Below are 16,929 nucleotides of genomic sequence, written 5' to 3'. Positions count from 1 at the left end.
TTCATCCATGTTATAGGATACCTCTAATGTAAGAATAAATATAACGTACGAATTCGATTGAAATTTCTTTTACACCCGATTCCGACAAAAACCAATTCGAATGAGAAACTTCAGAGGGAAAACTGTACGCTGTGACCTTCACGGGCAAACTGGTTAGTGTTTTTTTGTATATATTCAGAACACGACGTTTTTCGAACTCTCGTGTCAGAAGTAAAATTGACCCTAAGTTGTCAGAAACAGCTATTTTTAATAGGTTTTTCGATGCCTCGTCCGTGTCACCCATTTTGGATATGGGGATCAAAACCGTTGCAATTTGGGACCCAGGAATTCCATTGGAAATCAGGATTTCTTTGGTTTTTTTATCCATTTCAAAGGGGCCAATCAATTGGTTTTGTGTTTTATCTTCCTTGCTAACAAGGATTAGTTTCTTGAAATCAGATTTTGTATATAAGGATGCAATTGCTTTTAAATTTTTGATTGTGGGAGGGTTGTCAGTGATTTCAAGGACGGCAACATCTGATTTATGGTAAGGTTCACTAGAACTAAGCCAATATGGTGCAGAAAATAGCAGTCCTAACGTTATGAAGACTGGGGATAAGAACCCTAGAAAAAGTAATTTGAATCGAAATGTAAGATCGGATACTTGCATACTTGCCCCTACAACCTACCGAATTTAGAGTCGCAGTGACAAGAGAAAATTCATGTCCTTGACGAAAGAACCCGTTTTCCTAACCTGTCCTACATACACACCCGCTCGGATGGTGGAATTGGTAGACACGCTACTTTGAGGTGGTAGTGCCGCAAGGTGTGGGGGTTCGAGTCCCCCTTCGAGCAGTGGAAATCACCCAAGCTCACAGTTTTAGATCCCGCCAAAGTCAGTAAATCCTTCAGTTCAGGCACAAACCTTACATTTCCTAGAAAACTTAACTCATTCAGAGCCAGTTGACTCCACTTCGGAGAGATATATCCATACGAACGGAAATTTTGCTTCAAAATATTGTTCCTTGCCTCCGCACCATTGGAACTCACTCCTTCCTTACTTACCCAACGTTCACGACTCATATTGTATCTAGGATCATTTGATTTCTTCGAGTGATTCACTGACTTATGGTTGGGTCTATCCCATAGGAATCCATACCCTTCATCTGTAAAAAGTGTTACATTCTTTGGGATGGTTTCTTCTAAGTCCTTTTCAAGGTAGTGTTGGTTATTCAAAGGAATCGATTTGTAGAAAGTCATACCGCCGTTGATGCCAATCGTATGAACAAGGGTTCCGATCTGGTGTCCTCCTATGGAATTCGAAGCATAGATGGATGCAGTTCCTCCCTTGAATCTTCTGGATCTATGTTTGTTGGCTCTAAGGCTTGAGGAGTATAACACCACTGAGTCAGCGACTGCAACAGGCTGATTTTTAAGGGTTTCCTTGAGGTCACCTTCCTTTGGTAGTCTGAAGTTTTTAGAGGATTCTTCTAGTTCTTTGTATAATTGTTCCCTGAGTGTTTCATTGAGATGTGAGAAGAATACCTGGATTCTCTTGCGTAAGTAGTAAGCTGTCTTATATGGAAGTCCAAGTTTTCTTGCGATCTCTTTGGAGGTCATAGTCTTTGGGTATTGTAAGATTTGGTCTTGGATTGTGTAGGAGATATAGGCAAGGGGTAACTTGATGTTTTGGAAGGGTGTGTTTGCTGTGATGCTGATTTGTTTGTGGCAGTGAGAACATCTAGCTATGGATTCTTTCCCTTTTAGTCTTAAGAAGTTGAGGGTAGGGTTCTCTAGGGACTTAGGGCAGTGGCATCTTTTGGGATAGATTGTGCTCAGGATAGAGAGAGTTCTAAGAGTGTATTCTCTTTTGATCTGTTCATTGTCTAGAGGAGAGAGGTTCTTAGTAGGTTTTGTATAAGTAGTTCTAGTGAACTTAGGAAGGAAGGGAGAGAAGAAGAATTGTGAGTTTCTATATGAAGGATTGGGGTCTTTGGTGATAGGTTCCCTTCGAGCAGAAATTATCCCCACAAAACAATCATTAGAAAAAGATCTTTCAACTCGAACAGTTTACCGAGTCGTATAGTTGCGACCCATAGAGAGCAATTATACGAAAGAGCCGACCTGGATGGGAGGCGACGAGGAAAACCGTGCCTCGGAGCGATGCCTAGCCAGGATGGAAAGGCAGCGGAGAGGGCGAGTCCCCCTTCGAGCAGAGGAAATCACCAAAGCCAACAGTTTTAGAACCCCCAAAAGTCAGTAAATCCTTCAGTTCTGGCACAAACCTTACATTCCCAAGAAAACTTAACTCATTCAATGCCAGTTGACTCCACTTCGGAGAGATGTATCCATACGAACGGAAACTCTGCTTCAATATGTTGTTCCTAGCTTCCGCACCATTGGAACTCACACCATCCTTACTTACCCAACGTTCACGGCTCATATTGTATCTGGGGTCATTACTTTTCTTCGAATGATTCACAGATTTATGGTTAGGTCTATCCCATATAAATTTGTATCCCTCGTCTGTAAAAAGGGTTACATTCTTTGGGATGGTTTCTTCTATATAGCCTGGTGCGGAACCAAAGAAAGGCAAAAAAGTTTTGTCTTTCTCATTTGCAATTCACCTGCAAGGGATTCCTTTCGCATTGACTGGTATGATTTGGAAAGTAAGACAAATTGATTATCAATAAAGATTTTTTCATGATTATTCCTGCCGAATGGAAATGGATGCATCTCCAGAGATCAATTTCAGGTAAAAAGCATTTGTTAAGGTTCTAACATCATTCATTTCAAGGCGATATCGTAATTCAGTTGCCGTTGATGTTTCTGGTGAGGAAAGGGTTGGACCCCTTCGGTTTACATCACAAAGTCTAAATGTTGAAAACTCAATACTTGTAGTTGCATCTTTTGTTACTACAAGAAAATAACTTCTGCTCTGATTGGGTGGAGGTAAATTATTGGTAGATGAAATATTAAAAATTACCGAACTCGATGTAGATAGCGTTAAAGGGTAATTTGTTCCCTTTTCTAACGTTAAATCTACTGTTGGACAAATTCCAGGTGCAGATAGGAGATATTGATATAATGCAAAAGCAATATATTGATCAGTATTATTGTCATCATTGTCCAAAAGTCTTGTGAGTCCTGTACATGAGTAGCTTGTAAATGATATCAAAAGAATAAGAATCGATTGTTTCATAATATTGGTTCTCCGAGATATTTAATTTCTTTTGTTATGTTACTACTTTGTGAAATCGTTTGAATTTGAATTTTTTAAGCATTCCAAAGGCATTTCAATTTTTTATCATATTTCCTTGTTAAAGGATCATTTTCTAAATATTGACTTGTGCCCTTCAGATATCAATAGAATTATCATTCTCTAATTTAGTAAAATCAGTGTCTGCTTTGTGAAAAAAAACTTTGAAAGGTATGTCTCTTTGGTGATTGAAACTCATTTCAGTAACCATAGTTAGCATTCCATGAGATTTGAACTAATTCCTTAACAATTGGCTTTGTTAAATTGATTTTCATCGCTAGGAATTGGTAGTTTTCCAACTTAAAAACACGATTGTTTGAGTATCACTTCCGCCAATGATCCAAATGCTTCAATGCTATTCAGCCAATCTTAAATTGTTTCTGATTCAGTGTTGGCGATTGAAAATTGGGGTACAGGTTTCGATGTTTCTGGTTGGCTCGGTAATTCTAGATCATCTTAAGGATAGGTGGACGTAATGTCCAATCTAAATGGAAAAAGCAAAAGGCCATTTTCGTGGAAACAAGAAACAACAATTCGGAATCGCTTGATGCTAAAAGATTCAAATCTCATCCATTGTTGATTCTTGCCTTCCTATTTCGAAATCGATTTCTACTTTAAATTCGTTTTAAAAAAGCCTACCGCTCTCGATTCTGCTTCTTTGGGAGAAAAATTCCAAATCCTTTCATGTCGATTGCACTCAGGTGCCCATAAACTTTTGGGTTCCCCAGCTTTTGCATAAAGATCTTCTGCGTGGTGGTAATCCACATAATCATCTTTCTTACAATGGAAGATGGCGATGGGCCTTGGGTGGATGTTAGCAATGGAATCAATGGGACGAACCGAATCCATATCGATACCTGTGCGATAATCCAAAACCATTTTCACAACAGGAAGGAGAGGGTAATAAGGAATTCCAAAATCACGTTTTGCAGATTCAATGAGTACATCCATGGCCTTCGTGTAACCACTGCTAAAAAGACCTGCTTTGATTTCTGAATGGTTTGCCATAGCAATGATGCTAGTTGCCGATCCCATAGAAAAACCAAAAATTCCTATTTTTGTCTCCCCTTTTTCTTTTAAAAACTGAAGTGCTGCATCCACATCTTTTTGTTCCAGTCCACCCATAGTTGCATATCCATCATGGTTTCTGCGAAGGCTTAGCAAAAGTAAATTGAAACCTGCTTCCTGTAAACTTTTGGCAAAACGAAGACCTTCATTCCTTTGGCCTCCATGACCATGCACCATTAAAATAGAACCTTTCTTTTGTTTGGCGGGTATCCAGTAACTAACAAGGTTCAATTTGTCTTCCGTGGTGATTGCCACTTCCTCAAACTCCAAACCCAATTCATTCGGACCTGTGCAAAAGACATGGTGGTCAGGGTTACAACGAACTTTGGGATACATGACAAGCCCGGAAAAGTAATAAGCCACTGCGAAAACTAGGATGAGACTAAAAAACAAAACGATGGAAGTGAGTTTAAACGTTCGTTGCATAGGTTATGGAATTTACTCGGTAAGAAAAAAACTGCAAGTAAAAAAACAGATCACTTGGTTTCTGGATGTATGGAAGCTGCCCTAGGTATTTTTTTTATTTGTTGTATGAGTGTTCTCAGTCCCTTTTCTGGAGTAGATGAGGGGGAACTTCGTGGATGTCCTCCTTCACCTAACTGTGTCTCATCGCAAAGTATGAAATACAATTTTATCCATAAAGTTGATCCAATTTCCTATACGACTTCAAGGGAAATTGCATTCCAAAGAATCGCCAAGTATTTTCATGAATCTGAAAATATTTATATCAGTGAGGAAAAGGAAGGTGAATACATTCGGATTATTTTCTTTACAAAGGTTTTTCGATTTCCTGATAGAGTTGAAGTTTACTTTCCCGAATCTAAAAACGAAGTGCAAGTGCGTTCTCAATCCATGATTGGGCTCTGGGATGTTTTTGCAAATCGAAGGCGAGTGAACCGATTTCGTGAAATCTTAAACGAAGATGGCTCATAACAATCCATTATGGTTTAGAAAATAGACTCCACCAACAATTCGTTCCAATTTAGAACCAAAAAACCAATCACCTAACATGGTGATACCCGTACTTTTACATAACTCCCTCCACTCTGAAAATTCGTCTGAGTCGAGTTTCAGTGCTCCTTCGCGACCGAGTAATGGCATTTGTGATTGTGCAAATTTCCATCGATGGTTCCAAATTTCATCGGGTGGAGGAGCTAACCATTTTTCTTTTAATCCTTCGATCAATAACTCTTTGTAAAACGCATTTGGTTGTTTATCAGAATCCATCCATGTTTCAAAATGGGTCTCAGAAAAAAGGGAGGAAAATTGAACAAGTAAACTGGAACTTTTCCCATTCGAATTAGAATTTGGGTATTTGATGTGTTCCCAACTTTGGTATTCCCAATCGTCACCTCGGTTGAGAATGGTAGAGACCGGAATTCCATCGGAATTGTTGAAACCATGGGCACTCAGGTTTGGACTCCAGTTTTTCCAAGAGAAAAAGCTTACTAATGTTTTTCGGTAATCATTATAAGGTTCCAAAAACTTTGTCCATCGATCCAAATCCGAATTTTTTTCTGATCGATTCAATATATCTACCATTTGTGGAATTGGTAAGGTCAGGATTACGTGATCTGCCATAAAAACTTTGGTTTGGTTTTCCAAATGTGAATGGAAACTTAGGTTCCAAATACCATCTCCCGATCGTGATATTGATTTTAATGTCATACTTTGGTTCGTTGGATTACCGTTTAACATGGATTCTACGATAGATTCCATTCCTAACAGGGGATAAAAATTTTCTGAATCATAAATTGGTTTTGTTTCCAGTTTGATTCCATTGGTTTTCCATATTTTAAATACATTGTAACTTGAAATTTTTCCCATCCAATCCACTTCTAAATGGTCACGGAACATGGTAGCGCCTATATCAAACCGTTCGCCAGTCAGGCGACTTGTTTTGGTAGAAACCCTTCCCCCAGGTTTGTGTGCTTTGTCATACAAGGAAACAAATGGTTTCACCATGGCAATGGCAGCCCCAGTGAGACCAGCACCGACAACGATTGTCTTCGTTTTTGAAGTTACACCTTCATTCTTCACAAAGGGTTAGACAGGTTTTGCAAAGATAACTACAATTGTTTGATCAATGTTTTTAGATCATTGATGAGAGAAAAGGGAGGGGGTTTGATTTCCTCAGCCAATTGAATGGTATCTTGGATGGTTCTTGTGAGGACTTGTTTTTCAGCTTGGTAGGCAGCTTGGGGGAGTTTGGACTTATTTTTTTTAAAGATAGAGACTTTCGTATCAATGATCTCGATCATTTGGTTTAAATACTGTATTTTTTGGTCCATTGCTCTAATTTGTAACACAAGTTGGAACAAATGAAAAACCAATTTTTACGTTTCATTGGGAAAGATGGCGTAGGGAAACCTATGACAGATTTCCAATTTGATTCCTTATTGCCTGTTTCCTTACAAACCTTATCTCCTTACCAGTGGACACCTGAACTTGTCATCCAATATACCTGGAATTATTTAAAAGAAGAGAGTGTGAGTTCCATCATGGACTTAGGTTCTGGTGTTGGAAAGTTTTGTCTTATCTTATCACAATATACAAAAAATAAATTTCCGATATACGGCGTGGAGGATAGAATCGAACTTTTGGAAGTAGCACTCACACTGAAAACGAATTTAAATTTGGCGAATGTTACTTTTAAATCACAAAATTTCCTTAAATCATTTCCATATGGTCACTCGCATTATTATCTCTTTAACCCTCTCTATGAAACGATGAAAGGATCACATTCGATTGATGATTCAAAATTAAAGTCAGCAAATCTTTTCCTTCACAATTTACAGACTCTGAAGGAACTTCTGTATTTTTGTCCGAAAGGTACAAAACTTATCACCTATCATGGTTTTGGTGGCTCAGTTTTACCTGGTTATAAAGTCCACAAGAAAGTAAATTTAGATTTAGGAGAATGGATGGTATGGGAAAGAGTATAAATTAATTCTCTTTCCCATCTGATATTTGTTAGTGGATTGTTTTTGCGTATTTTTTTCGTAAATGAGGTTTTGCGAATAAAAGATAAAAAAATCCAGTGGATACAACAACGAGGGAGGTAAAAATCATTCCATAATTGATAAACCAAGGTTCGTCGGGTGACCTTGGCCAAACCATATTGGATACAGCTGCAATTCCGTAAATAAAAGCCAAAACGTTGATGAGAAAACCATATCGCCCTAGAGTAAAGGAACCTGCAGGTTTCCATCCTTTTAGGCGGGCATACAAAGCTCCAAACACAACCATTTGGAATGCCACATAGATCCCACATGAGGCAAAACTAATGATTGTTGTGACAGTATCTTGTAACCAGTGGCCGATACCAGTGATGACAATGGGGATGATCCCTGTAACAAGTAGAGCTTTTGTAGGAACTTTTCCTTTTTTGGATAAATGATTTAGGTATTGGCTTCCAAATATCATTCCATCTCTCGCAAAGGAAAAAAGAAGCCTGCTTGCGGCTGCTTGCAAACTAAGTAAACAAGACAAAAAGGAAATCATGACAACAACAATTACCATTCGGTAACCTGTGATTCCCATTGCTGATGTCAATGTAGTTGTGACCGGATCAGCATCTTCCCCAGATATTGCTTTATCGACATTAGGTAATGCTAACAATAATGCCAAACAGATAAAGATGGCAGCACCACCACCGATGTAAATTGTCATTCGCATGGATTTTGGGATCGCTGAACTTGCATTTGGTGTTTCTTCTGCGACATCTCCACAAGCTTCAAAGCCATAATAACAAAACATGGCAGCGACGGATGAAGCTAGGAATGCTGGGAAATAACTCATTCCATCTCCGAAGGTAAAAGTATCCCATAAAATATTGATAGAATTTACTTTGGCAAAAAATAAAAGATATCCACCCACAAGGATGGCGCCCACAAGTTCACATGCAAAACCAAAAAAAGCAACTTGTGCCAATAACTTTGTCCCACTTAAATTGAGTAAGGTGGAGATGAGGATCATCCCAATGGCAATCCAAATAAAACCAGTATTACCAAGTTCTATTCCTAAAAGGTTATTCAAAAAAGGTGCCCCTCCTACCGCTACTGCCGCAACCGAGGTAAAAAGCGCCCAGGCATAAACCCAAGCGGACATCCAAGCAAATCGTTCCCCAACAAGCCGAAGGGACCAAGGGTAAATTCCACCCGAGATTGGGTATTGAGAAACTACTTCTCCAAATACCAAACAAACCAAAAATTGCCCAAGTCCTACGAAAAAATAATTCCAAATCATAGGTGGACCGCCAGCTTGGATGGCCAATGCAAAAACAGAATAAACGCCAACGACAGGGGATAAGTAAGTAAATCCTAAAGAGAAATTTTCCCAAAAACTCATACTCCGATCAAATTCAGAATTGAGGCCAAGGCTCTTCAGTTGTTCTGCATCATGGTCTAGGGTTTTTTGATCCATTTCAATACCTGTTTTCATCCAACATAACTTCCACCTTTATTATCTGCGTGCTGGTTTTCTTCAAACGATTTTGTTTTTCCATTGACGAAAGAATTTGGTTGTTTAGTATATTGAGCCTACAGGAAACATTGATGAAAAAAAGTATTTTGTTAGGAATCACTCTACTATTTGTAGTTGCTTGTGCGAGTTCGGAATCTACGGAAAGAAACTCGGAAGAACCAGGTCTTATGAACAAGTTAATCGAAAAGGCAAGTTCGGAAGAAGGCCAAAAGGCGATCAAAATGGGTAAAGAAAAACTCCAAGATCCGGAGACCCAAGAGAAACTGAAAAGTATGATGTCAAAGGATAAAAAGAAAAAGGATCCAACAGCCCTCCCGGGCCAATAAAAAAACTAGCAGTGAAATCAAACCATGGTATCTGATTACCATGGTGATTTCGATTCCCTCATTCGAACCGCGCTAAATCTAAATCTCCACCGGCTTGTTCAAAAATAGTTTTTAAAATCCAATGTTTTACATTGGTTACATCCGATAGTTCACAAAAAAAGTACAAAGAAAAAGATTCCATTTTCGAATCATTCACCAAACAGAGTTTTTGATCCATTTGAATCAGATCTTCCCAGTTGTCATATGGGTAGGTTTTCCCATTCCATATCATCGAAGTTTTGGTAAGTTTGATTTCCTTTTTTCTGTTCTGTTGGTAAAAGCTATACAAAAGAGGGATGAGACCAAGGGAAAGAGAACCAAATAAAAAAATGATCTGTGTTAGAGATGGAGGAAACGTATCCCAATATGCAACAGATACTCCGAATATATCTCCAAAGGCGAAATGCAGAAACAAAGAAAAGGCGATACTTAAAAACACAGAAACAAAAAGAATCACTTTGGATTTGTATTGGGATTTGAGGGTGGTGCCTTCACTCGATTTTTCTACAGATAATCCTGAGTTTGGGGAAAAGGAAATGTTTGTTTCGAGGACATTTGTGGGAAGTTTTCGTTTATGGATGGGTAAATCGAGGTCTTTGGGTTGAACGAGGATTCCATTTGCAGTCTGTAAAGGGATTGCTAAGTGTTTGCAAATCAGTTCTCCATCAAAACGTAGTTTGGAAAAATTAGTACTTTCGATGAGTTGGAAATTTTCCGTGTCGGTATGTCCCATGACCGTGTAAACTGTGACCGTTCGCGATCCATTTTTAGTTTTTACCGTATATGAATAATCTGAATAGGTAATTCGTTTTAAACTATGAAATGGTAATCTTTTCACTTCCTTATTTTTCTGGAGCCAAAGGATGGATTTGGTTTCAAAATTGAAAACTGTTTCCTTTGGATTGGAAGTGACTGCCAGAATGATATGAGGTAAGGCAAAAAATACCACCATAAAACATGAGATGATGGCAAGAGTGATCATATCATCTTCGTTGAATTCTGTAAAAGAAAAGGAGAAAGCCAATACTCCAAAAGTAAGAACCTCAAATGCAATGAGAAACCATCGGACAGATTTGAAATTTGTCGATTTATGATCAGACCATCTTATTTCTTTTTCCATACATATCCTTTCACTTTTTCCCAATCCAAATTACCATCATCAAGCAATGTTGGATTTGGTTTTCCTTTCATAACTTCAAATGAGTCGCCTCGGGAATGCTTGCTTGAGGTTTCATAAACAAAAACCCTTGTGAATAATCAATCCCTAATGATTCCACTAAGTCTTGTATGGCGGGTCGATCTACAAATTCTGCCACCACTTGGGCACCTATACCACGCGCCAATTCCACAATCCCCTGTACGAGTAAATATGCTGTTTTATTCTCTGGTAGGTTTTTGATGAACTTACCATCAATTTTTAAATAATCGGGGTTGAATTCCAGTAAACGAGCAAGGTTTGAATACTGCACACCAAAATCATCAATCGCAATTTGGCAACCAATGGTTTTTAGGTCTTTGATTGTAGACAAACTATGTTTGTGTTCAGAAAAACTTATATCCTCTAAAATTTCAAAGGTAACACGTTTTGGTTCTATTTTATATTGGGAAAGTCTGGATTCAACCCATTTGCTAAAACTTTTGTATTCCAATTCGGATTCTGTCAGGTTGATTGAAAAGTCATAAGGAAAGTTGGAAAAATATTGCATACTCTCATCGATCATTTGTAAGCCGATCATCCGTATGCTTCCAGTCACCTTTGCCAATTTTAAAAAAACATCTGGTGTTAAAATTGTGTCTCGATCTTTGATTCTTGCCAAACATTCAAATTTTGTAATTTCTTTGGTTTGGTTGTTCAAGATGCCTTGGAAAAAAGGAACTATTTGTTTGTTTGTGATGGCGGTATGGATTTTTTGACTGAGTTGGAAATTTTGTAAATGGTGGTCTGTTGATAGATCTTCTGAATACGATACAAAATCTGTTGAGTTTTGTAATTCAGCTTGGAAGAGGGCTAGTTTTGCTTTGTAATAACAGTCCTCTTGTCCATTTGCTGACGCATAACGACAATCCAAATGGAATCCAACTCCATCCAGAAAAAATTCATCTGACTTTAACATCATACGAAAACTTCGCAAGATATCAACTAATGTTTGTTCGGAGAGATTGGCAAGAATTGCAATTTCATCGGAATACAAATGGAATACTTTGTGTTCATTTTGTAAATGGACTGTGAGGAGTTGTAAAAATTTGCTTAGGATTTTCCGATACACTTCGATCCCAAAGGTTTTGATGATGGTGGGAAAGTTTACAATTTTAATGAGTAAAATGGATTGGGATGTATTGGAAAGATTGTTTTGTTTTAATTCTTTGACAAGGGATTCGAAATTAGGGTATTTTGTGTCACGGTGAAAGTATAGGGAATCCGCTAATTCTTTATTTTTTTCTTCCAAGGACTTTTCTTGGAAGTAGGCGTCGATGGCCTGTTTGATGGTGAGTTCCAAATCATGTGCGTCCCAAGGTTTGGATAAATACCGGTACAGGCAACCATGATTGAGTGCATTTCCAATGGCCTGGGCAGGCGCTTGACCCGTTAACATGATTTTTTTGGTACGTGGATGGGTTTTTTGCATTTCTATGAGAAACTCATCCCCTTTTTGACCCGGCATCACATGGTCACAGATCACGACGGCAAGGTCCGCACCCACAGATTCTATTTCTTTCATGATTTCTTTTGCAGATTCAGCACTTTCTGCTGTTTCAATCGTGAAACTAGAACCAAATACTTTTTTTAACTGCTCCTTTAAGTTCCAAAGGATAAAGAATTCATCATCAATGCAAAGTATGTAAGGTTTTTCGTTCAAAGGGGTACCTAAAAAGCCTCTCAAATGAATCGGAAGATACAGAATATGCAAGAATTATTTACTGTTGACAATTTCTCTCACTTCGTTCTAATCAAGCCGTTCCAATGACTTTGGAGCATGCATTTCTTTTTAAGAGGACAGGAATGGTTTCAAATAAAATTTATGTAGGGAATTTGAAATTTTCCCTAAAGGAAGAGAATATCCGTCAAATTTTTTCAGTGTATGGAGTGATCCAAGATTTGAAAATGATCCACGACCGTGAAACGGGTAATTTTAGAGGTTTTGCTTTTATCACGTATGCAAGTCCTAGTGAAGCAGAAGAGGCTGTCGCACAGATGAATGGCCAGCCTGTCGACGGTAGGAACCTAAAAGTAACATTTGCGGAAGACAAAAGAAAAGAGAAACAGAATTAAAATTCACTTTTCGTAAGAATCACACCCAATAAAGAAGGAGGATGACTTCATCCTCTCCATCTCCTGTTCATTCAATAGAAGATTACTCACCAAACCTTTGGGTCACTCCAAAGGTGCATTTGCGGTTCGATTTAGACCCCCACCTCACAGTTGTCAGAGCCGATTATGATGTACAATTAAATGGCAATGTGCCTGGTCCTTTGTTTTTACATGGTGAAAATTTAGAATTTTTATCCCTTCGGTTGAATGGAGCGGTCGCTGACCCCAATGATTACCGAGTTACGGACTTGGGATTGGAGATCTTCCAACCACCAGGGGAATCATTCCAACTCACTGTTGAAAATCGAATTTGTCCAAACCAAAATACTTCGTTAGAAGGTTTGTACCAATCTGGTTCCATGTTGTGTACGCAAAACGAACCAGAAGGATTTCGTAAGATCGTATACTCAATTGATCGCCCCGATAATATGATGCGTTTTACGGTCACCATTTCAGGGGATCCCACTTATTTTCCCGTGATGTTATCCAATGGAAATTTAGTCAGTGAAGGATTACCAGTGGAAGGGAAAAAAGAAGTGGTTTGGGAGGATCCGTTCCCAAAACCAAGTTATCTTTTTGCCCTAGTCGCAGGGGAACTTGTGGAAACAAAAGATCACTTCGTAACCAAATCTGGTCGAAATGTAACTCTAAAAATTTATGTAGAAAAGGGAAATGAAGGAAAAGTGGTTTTTGCTTTTGATTCCCTAAAAAAAGCCATGAAATGGGATGAAGACACCTTTGGTTTGGAATATGATTTAGACCTGTTTATGATCGTGGCCGTTGAAGATTTTAATATGGGTGCTATGGAAAATAAAGGTTTAAATTTATTTAACGCAAAACTTGTATTAGCTGATAAAAAATCTGCCACGGATGAAACGTTTGAATCGATAATGGCAGTGATTGGTCATGAATACTTTCACAATTATACTGGAAACCGTGTGACATTACGTAACTGGTTTAACTTAACCTTAAAAGAAGGGTTAACAGTATTTCGTGACCAATGGTTTACTGAGGATATGACAGACCCTCATGTCAAACGAATCAAAGACATTCTCTTTTTAAAGGAATACCAATTTCCCGAAGACCAAGGACCCATGTCACATCCCATCCTCCCAAAATCCTACACGGAGATGAATAATTTTTATACCGTCACAGTGTATGAAAAAGGGGCGGAGGTGATTCGTTTACTTTCCGAGATTATCGGGCGTGAAAAATTCAAAAAAGGACTAACGTTGTATTTAAGCAAATATGATGGGCAAGGGGTTACCTTTGAGGAATTTATTTCGTCCATGGAAGAGGCATATGGAAATCCGATTCCTTACATACGAGGTTGGTACCACCGAAGTGGAACTCCAGAGATTAAGATCACGGACGAGTTTGATGCGAAAACAAACGAATGGGTATTTACCATTTCGGATCCAGAAGGGGAAAACCAACCTCTGGTGTTTGTAAATTCTTATGCTGCCTTTGATCACAAAGGAAATATTTTGGACGTGGGAAAACGAATCCAATATGGACATGTTGATCGGGTCCGTGTTTTGCAAACGAAGGAAGGGGGTAAACCCATTCTTTCCTGGTTTCGCTCCCTTTCGAGTCCGATCCAAATCCAATCCAATCTCTCAAAAGATGAGATCAAAATTTTAGCAGAAACGGAACCAGATGGTGTATCTCGGTTTTTCGCCTTCCAAAACCTTATTTTCTCTTGGTTTGCATCGGCTCTTGGGCAAAATACAAACGAGAATTTGTCGGATATCTTAGAGATCCTAAGTTCAAGTTTTCGGAAAAATTGGGATAAAACCTATTTCAGTTTTTATCTTAGTTTTCCCACTCTCAGTCAAATCAGTGAACACTTACAGGTGTTTGATTTTATAAAATTAAATCAATTGCGAAACGAGGCACTAAAAACCATTTCCAAATCCTTTACAAAAGAATTCCAATTTTTGTATGAAGAAAATCGAAAAACGATTCCTATGCAGACAAAAGAAGAGATTGGCAAACGTAGGTTAAAGAATATTGCCTTATACTATTTGTTACACGATCCAAACCGTAGTTTCGAACAACTTGCCGTTTCACAACAACGAGAAGCCAAACATATGAGCGAAGAAATTTCTCCCTTACGATATTTAATTGAGATCGATTCGAAAGAAAAAGAAAATGTGATATCACTATTTTACGACCGGTGGAAATCTGATGCATTGGTTTTGGATGTTTGGTTTGCCGCACAGGTGAGTTCGGGGGAAAGGAAAAATTCAGTTGTCGAAAATTTAGAATCTCATGTTAAATTCACACAAAAAAATCCCAATAAAGTGCGTTCTTTATACTTTAGTTTTGCGAGAAACCCTTTGTCCTTTCATGAGGAAAATGGTTCTGGATATAAATTGATCGCAGAAAGAATCAAACAACTGAATGGAATCAATCCGCAAATTGCCGCAGGACTTGCGAAACTATTTGCACAAACCCCTAAACAAAAAGGGGATTTGCCAAAAATCGCAAAACGTGAGTTAGAAGGAATTCAAAACCTCCCCCAAATTTCAAAGGATTTGGGAGAAGTTGTGGGAAAAATCATCCAATCACTTTAACTGTACATCGATTTGATTAAATCTTTGTATTTATCATGGATGACATTTCGTTTCATTTTAAAGAGGTTGGTGAGTTCATCGCCAACTTCCATAGCTTTTGGTAAAAAACGAAAGTCCGAAAGTTTTTCAAAGGATTTGAATCCATTTTCCGATGAAATTTGTTTTTTGATGATATTTTGGTAATACTGTCTAACATCTTTGTTTTGGTTTAAGTCTTCACCTTCTTTCCACTGCAATCCAGCCTCTTTCATTCTGTCTTTGTCAGGCCAAACAAGTGCTGTTAAGGATTTTTGGTCTTGTCCTACCACGATCACTTGGTTGATCATCGCATTTTCTAAGAGTAAGTTTTCGATAGGGACAGGTTCCACATTTTCCCCACCAAGGAGAACGATTGTATCCTTCACACGACCGCGCACGGAAAGTGTATCGTTAAAGGAAATAAACCCTAGGTCCCCTGTATTCATCCAACCATCTACGACTGCCTTCTTTGTTGCTTCTTCGTTTTTATAATAACCTTTCATGACTTGAGGGCCTTTGATATGAATGACACCCATTTTCCCTTTCGCCACGGATTCCCCTTGATCGTTGACGATCTTTACGACGGTCCCTTCTGGCCATTTTCCAACGGAACCTTGTACGACATGACCAACGGAACGAACAGAAATGATTGGTGCACATTCTGTCATGCCATACCCTTCGTAAACGGGAATTCCGATCACATTAAAAAACTCATCTACGTGTGCCGGTAAAGCACCTCCACCGGAAATGGTCCCTGTCAATTGACCACCTAACACATCTCTGATTTTAGAAAACACAAGTCCGTCAAGTACTTTGGCTAATAAAAATAAGTTTAAAACATACCCGATGCTAATCGTTGTGTTTTTCATCCTTTCAAAAGGAGACTCTTCCTTAGTGAGTAATTTATTACCTGCTAAATAATCCTGACCATCTTTAAATTTTTTACAAATGTCATAAGCAAAATCAAAAAGTTTCTTTTTGTTTTCAGGAGCTTTCTCTAACTTTTGTTTGATGCCGAGATATAGATTTTCCCAAAGTCTTGGAGCCGATGCCATAAAACTTGGTTTGATTTTTTGAAAGTCATCGCGAAGGTCTCGGATATTCGTATAGGCAATGGATGCACCTTCCGCAATGATTGCATAATCAATCGCTCGCTCAAAGATATGCCAAACAGGGAGGATGGAAAGGGTTCTGTCTGAAGATTTGAGGCCAACTCTTGGAGGAACTTTCACCACATTGTACACCATATTTTGGTGGGTTAACATAACACCCTTGGGCATACCAGTGGTACCCGATGTATAAATGATGGTAAAAAGATCATCTGGTTTTACTTGTTTGGACCTGAGTTCCAAAGAAGGTAGGTTTTTTCTAAGAGATTCCCCATCTTTTACTAGTGTTGATAAATTGACCACCATAGGATCTTTGGATACAAAGTTAGGATCTAATATGATGACTTTTTCAACCTTTGTATTTCCAAAAATGGGTTTCAAACTATCGTACAATTTTTCATGTTCCACAAAACAATACTTACTTTCCGAATGAGTTAGGATGTATTCAATTTCTTGAGGAGTGGAATCGGAACCTCTTGGAACGTTGACTGCACCGTTTAACAAAGTGGCGATATCGGCTATCGCCCATTCCGTTCGGTTGTCTGCCATAAGGCCAATGCGGTCTCCAGGTTGGAGTCCCAATTGCAAAAGGGATAAAGCTAAATTTTCAGCTTCTTGAAAGATGTCAGAAAATGTGCGTCCTTTGAAATTTTTGTTAGCATCTTTTGCAAAGAACATCTCCTTAGAACCATAGGTTCGTTTGGCATAATAAAATACATCATTCAGTGTCGTAAAATTTTTCATGAATCGAATCTGT

At 38.5% G+C, this 16,929-nt stretch carries 14 protein-coding genes and 1 tRNA gene; 6 read left to right on the top strand and 9 right to left on the bottom strand.

The features are described from left to right. Window positions 1-10: 10 nt before the first annotated feature. Complete coding sequence (locus LEP1GSC202_RS12660; protein ID WP_015678155.1) at window positions 11-649, bottom strand: hypothetical protein; 639 nt, start codon at window positions 647-649, stop codon at window positions 11-13. A gap of 103 nt (window positions 650-752) precedes the next feature. Here LEP1GSC202_RS12660 and LEP1GSC202_RS12655 point away from each other — a divergent pair. Beyond that, a tRNA-Leu gene (locus LEP1GSC202_RS12655) sits at window positions 753-834 on the top strand. A gap of 1,852 nt (window positions 835-2,686) precedes the next feature. Here LEP1GSC202_RS12655 and LEP1GSC202_RS12645 read toward each other — a convergent pair. After that, window positions 2,687-3,181, bottom strand: coding sequence for a hypothetical protein (locus LEP1GSC202_RS12645; protein WP_039928985.1), 495 nt, complete (start codon window positions 3,179-3,181; stop codon window positions 2,687-2,689). A gap of 666 nt (window positions 3,182-3,847) precedes the next feature. After that, window positions 3,848-4,732 carry an alpha/beta hydrolase gene (locus LEP1GSC202_RS12640; protein WP_015678364.1) on the bottom strand — a complete coding sequence of 295 codons (885 nt, stop codon included), beginning with the start codon at window positions 4,730-4,732 and terminating at the stop codon, window positions 3,848-3,850. Between LEP1GSC202_RS12640 and LEP1GSC202_RS12635 the strand changes: the two genes are divergently transcribed. Further along, window positions 4,727-5,239, top strand: coding sequence for a DUF1499 domain-containing protein (locus tag LEP1GSC202_RS12635; protein WP_015678117.1), 513 nt, complete (start codon window positions 4,727-4,729; stop codon window positions 5,237-5,239). The two genes, LEP1GSC202_RS12640 and LEP1GSC202_RS12635, sit on opposite strands and share 6 nt — an antisense overlap. Here LEP1GSC202_RS12635 and LEP1GSC202_RS12630 read toward each other — a convergent pair. Together LEP1GSC202_RS12630 and LEP1GSC202_RS12625 are read right to left on the bottom strand one after the other, a co-directional pair. Then, the gene (locus LEP1GSC202_RS12630; protein WP_015677971.1) at window positions 5,234-6,346 is read right to left on the bottom strand and encodes an NAD(P)-binding protein; all 1,113 of its coding nucleotides are present in this window, start codon (window positions 6,344-6,346) and stop codon (window positions 5,234-5,236) included. The genes LEP1GSC202_RS12635 and LEP1GSC202_RS12630 overlap by 6 nt on opposite strands. Before the next feature lie 29 nt (window positions 6,347-6,375). After that, a complete protein-coding gene (locus LEP1GSC202_RS12625; RefSeq protein WP_039929042.1) occupies window positions 6,376-6,597 on the bottom strand; it encodes a hypothetical protein in 222 nt (73 codons plus the stop codon). 30 nt (window positions 6,598-6,627) lie between these two features. Between LEP1GSC202_RS12625 and LEP1GSC202_RS12620 the strand changes: the two genes are divergently transcribed. Further along, window positions 6,628-7,251: a methyltransferase domain-containing protein gene (locus LEP1GSC202_RS12620; RefSeq protein WP_015678050.1), complete on the top strand. Its 624-nt coding sequence runs from the start codon at window positions 6,628-6,630 to the stop codon at window positions 7,249-7,251. A 28-nt stretch (window positions 7,252-7,279) separates the two neighbouring features. Here the strand turns inward: LEP1GSC202_RS12620 and LEP1GSC202_RS12615 are convergent, their stop codons facing one another. Beyond that, window positions 7,280-8,731 (bottom strand): amino acid permease, encoded by a 1,452-nt coding sequence (locus LEP1GSC202_RS12615; protein ID WP_039929041.1) that lies wholly within the window; start codon window positions 8,729-8,731, stop codon window positions 7,280-7,282. A 131-nt stretch (window positions 8,732-8,862) separates the two neighbouring features. Here LEP1GSC202_RS12615 and LEP1GSC202_RS12610 point away from each other — a divergent pair, with 131 nt between their 5' ends. Further along, window positions 8,863-9,117: a lipoprotein gene (locus LEP1GSC202_RS12610; RefSeq protein ID WP_015678274.1), complete on the top strand. Its 255-nt coding sequence runs from the start codon at window positions 8,863-8,865 to the stop codon at window positions 9,115-9,117. 58 nt (window positions 9,118-9,175) lie between these two features. Here the strand turns inward: LEP1GSC202_RS12610 and LEP1GSC202_RS12605 are convergent, their stop codons facing one another. Together LEP1GSC202_RS12605 and LEP1GSC202_RS12600 are read right to left on the bottom strand one after the other, a co-directional pair. Then, window positions 9,176-10,276 (bottom strand): hypothetical protein, encoded by a 1,101-nt coding sequence (locus LEP1GSC202_RS12605; RefSeq protein ID WP_015678367.1) that lies wholly within the window; start codon window positions 10,274-10,276, stop codon window positions 9,176-9,178. A gap of 67 nt (window positions 10,277-10,343) precedes the next feature. After that, on the bottom strand, window positions 10,344-12,014 hold the full coding sequence (locus tag LEP1GSC202_RS12600; RefSeq protein ID WP_015678057.1) for an EAL domain-containing response regulator: 1,671 nt from the start codon (window positions 12,012-12,014) through the stop codon (window positions 10,344-10,346). A gap of 143 nt (window positions 12,015-12,157) precedes the next feature. On the opposite strand from LEP1GSC202_RS12600, the gene LEP1GSC202_RS12595 reads away from it, so the two are divergent. Both LEP1GSC202_RS12595 and pepN read left to right on the top strand, forming a co-directional pair. Then, window positions 12,158-12,427 (top strand): RNA recognition motif domain-containing protein, encoded by a 270-nt coding sequence (locus LEP1GSC202_RS12595; RefSeq protein WP_015678318.1) that lies wholly within the window; start codon window positions 12,158-12,160, stop codon window positions 12,425-12,427. Between the two features lie 41 nt (window positions 12,428-12,468). Then, window positions 12,469-15,045, top strand: coding sequence for an aminopeptidase N (gene pepN, locus LEP1GSC202_RS12590; protein ID WP_015678134.1), 2,577 nt, complete (start codon window positions 12,469-12,471; stop codon window positions 15,043-15,045). Here pepN and LEP1GSC202_RS12585 read toward each other — a convergent pair. Continuing rightward, window positions 15,042-16,916 (bottom strand): AMP-dependent synthetase/ligase, encoded by a 1,875-nt coding sequence (locus LEP1GSC202_RS12585; RefSeq protein ID WP_015678005.1) that lies wholly within the window; start codon window positions 16,914-16,916, stop codon window positions 15,042-15,044. The genes pepN and LEP1GSC202_RS12585 overlap by 4 nt on opposite strands. Window positions 16,917-16,929: the final 13 nt, after the last annotated feature.

The sequence above is a fragment of the Leptospira yanagawae serovar Saopaulo str. Sao Paulo = ATCC 700523 genome (genome assembly GCF_000332475.2).
GTDB lineage: Bacteria > Spirochaetota > Leptospiria > Leptospirales > Leptospiraceae > Leptospira_A > Leptospira_A yanagawae.
The sequence above is the reverse complement of the archived record's forward strand: the minus strand, read 5'-3'. Positions and strand labels throughout refer to the sequence as shown.

What these genes read in the sequence shown, in the direction of transcription:
- LEP1GSC202_RS12620 (WP_015678050.1), top strand. Translation starts at nt 6,628, where the DNA reads ATGAAAAACCAATTTTTACGTTTCATTGGGAAAGATGGCGTAGGGAAA.
- LEP1GSC202_RS12605 (WP_015678367.1), bottom strand. Translation starts at nt 10,276, where the DNA reads ATGGAAAAAGAAATAAGATGGTCTGATCATAAATCGACAAATTTCAAA.
- LEP1GSC202_RS12610 (WP_015678274.1), top strand. Translation starts at nt 8,863, where the DNA reads ATGAAAAAAAGTATTTTGTTAGGAATCACTCTACTATTTGTAGTTGCT.
- LEP1GSC202_RS12625 (WP_039929042.1), bottom strand. Translation starts at nt 6,597, where the DNA reads ATGGACCAAAAAATACAGTATTTAAACCAAATGATCGAGATCATTGAT.
- LEP1GSC202_RS12640 (WP_015678364.1), bottom strand. Translation starts at nt 4,732, where the DNA reads ATGCAACGAACGTTTAAACTCACTTCCATCGTTTTGTTTTTTAGTCTC.
- pepN (WP_015678134.1), top strand. Translation starts at nt 12,469, where the DNA reads ATGACTTCATCCTCTCCATCTCCTGTTCATTCAATAGAAGATTACTCA.
- LEP1GSC202_RS12585 (WP_015678005.1), bottom strand. Translation starts at nt 16,916, where the DNA reads ATGAAAAATTTTACGACACTGAATGATGTATTTTATTATGCCAAACGA.
- LEP1GSC202_RS12595 (WP_015678318.1), top strand. Translation starts at nt 12,158, where the DNA reads ATGGTTTCAAATAAAATTTATGTAGGGAATTTGAAATTTTCCCTAAAG.
- LEP1GSC202_RS12615 (WP_039929041.1), bottom strand. Translation starts at nt 8,731, where the DNA reads ATGGATCAAAAAACCCTAGACCATGATGCAGAACAACTGAAGAGCCTT.
- LEP1GSC202_RS12645 (WP_039928985.1), bottom strand. Translation starts at nt 3,181, where the DNA reads ATGAAACAATCGATTCTTATTCTTTTGATATCATTTACAAGCTACTCA.
- LEP1GSC202_RS12660 (WP_015678155.1), bottom strand. Translation starts at nt 649, where the DNA reads ATGCAAGTATCCGATCTTACATTTCGATTCAAATTACTTTTTCTAGGG.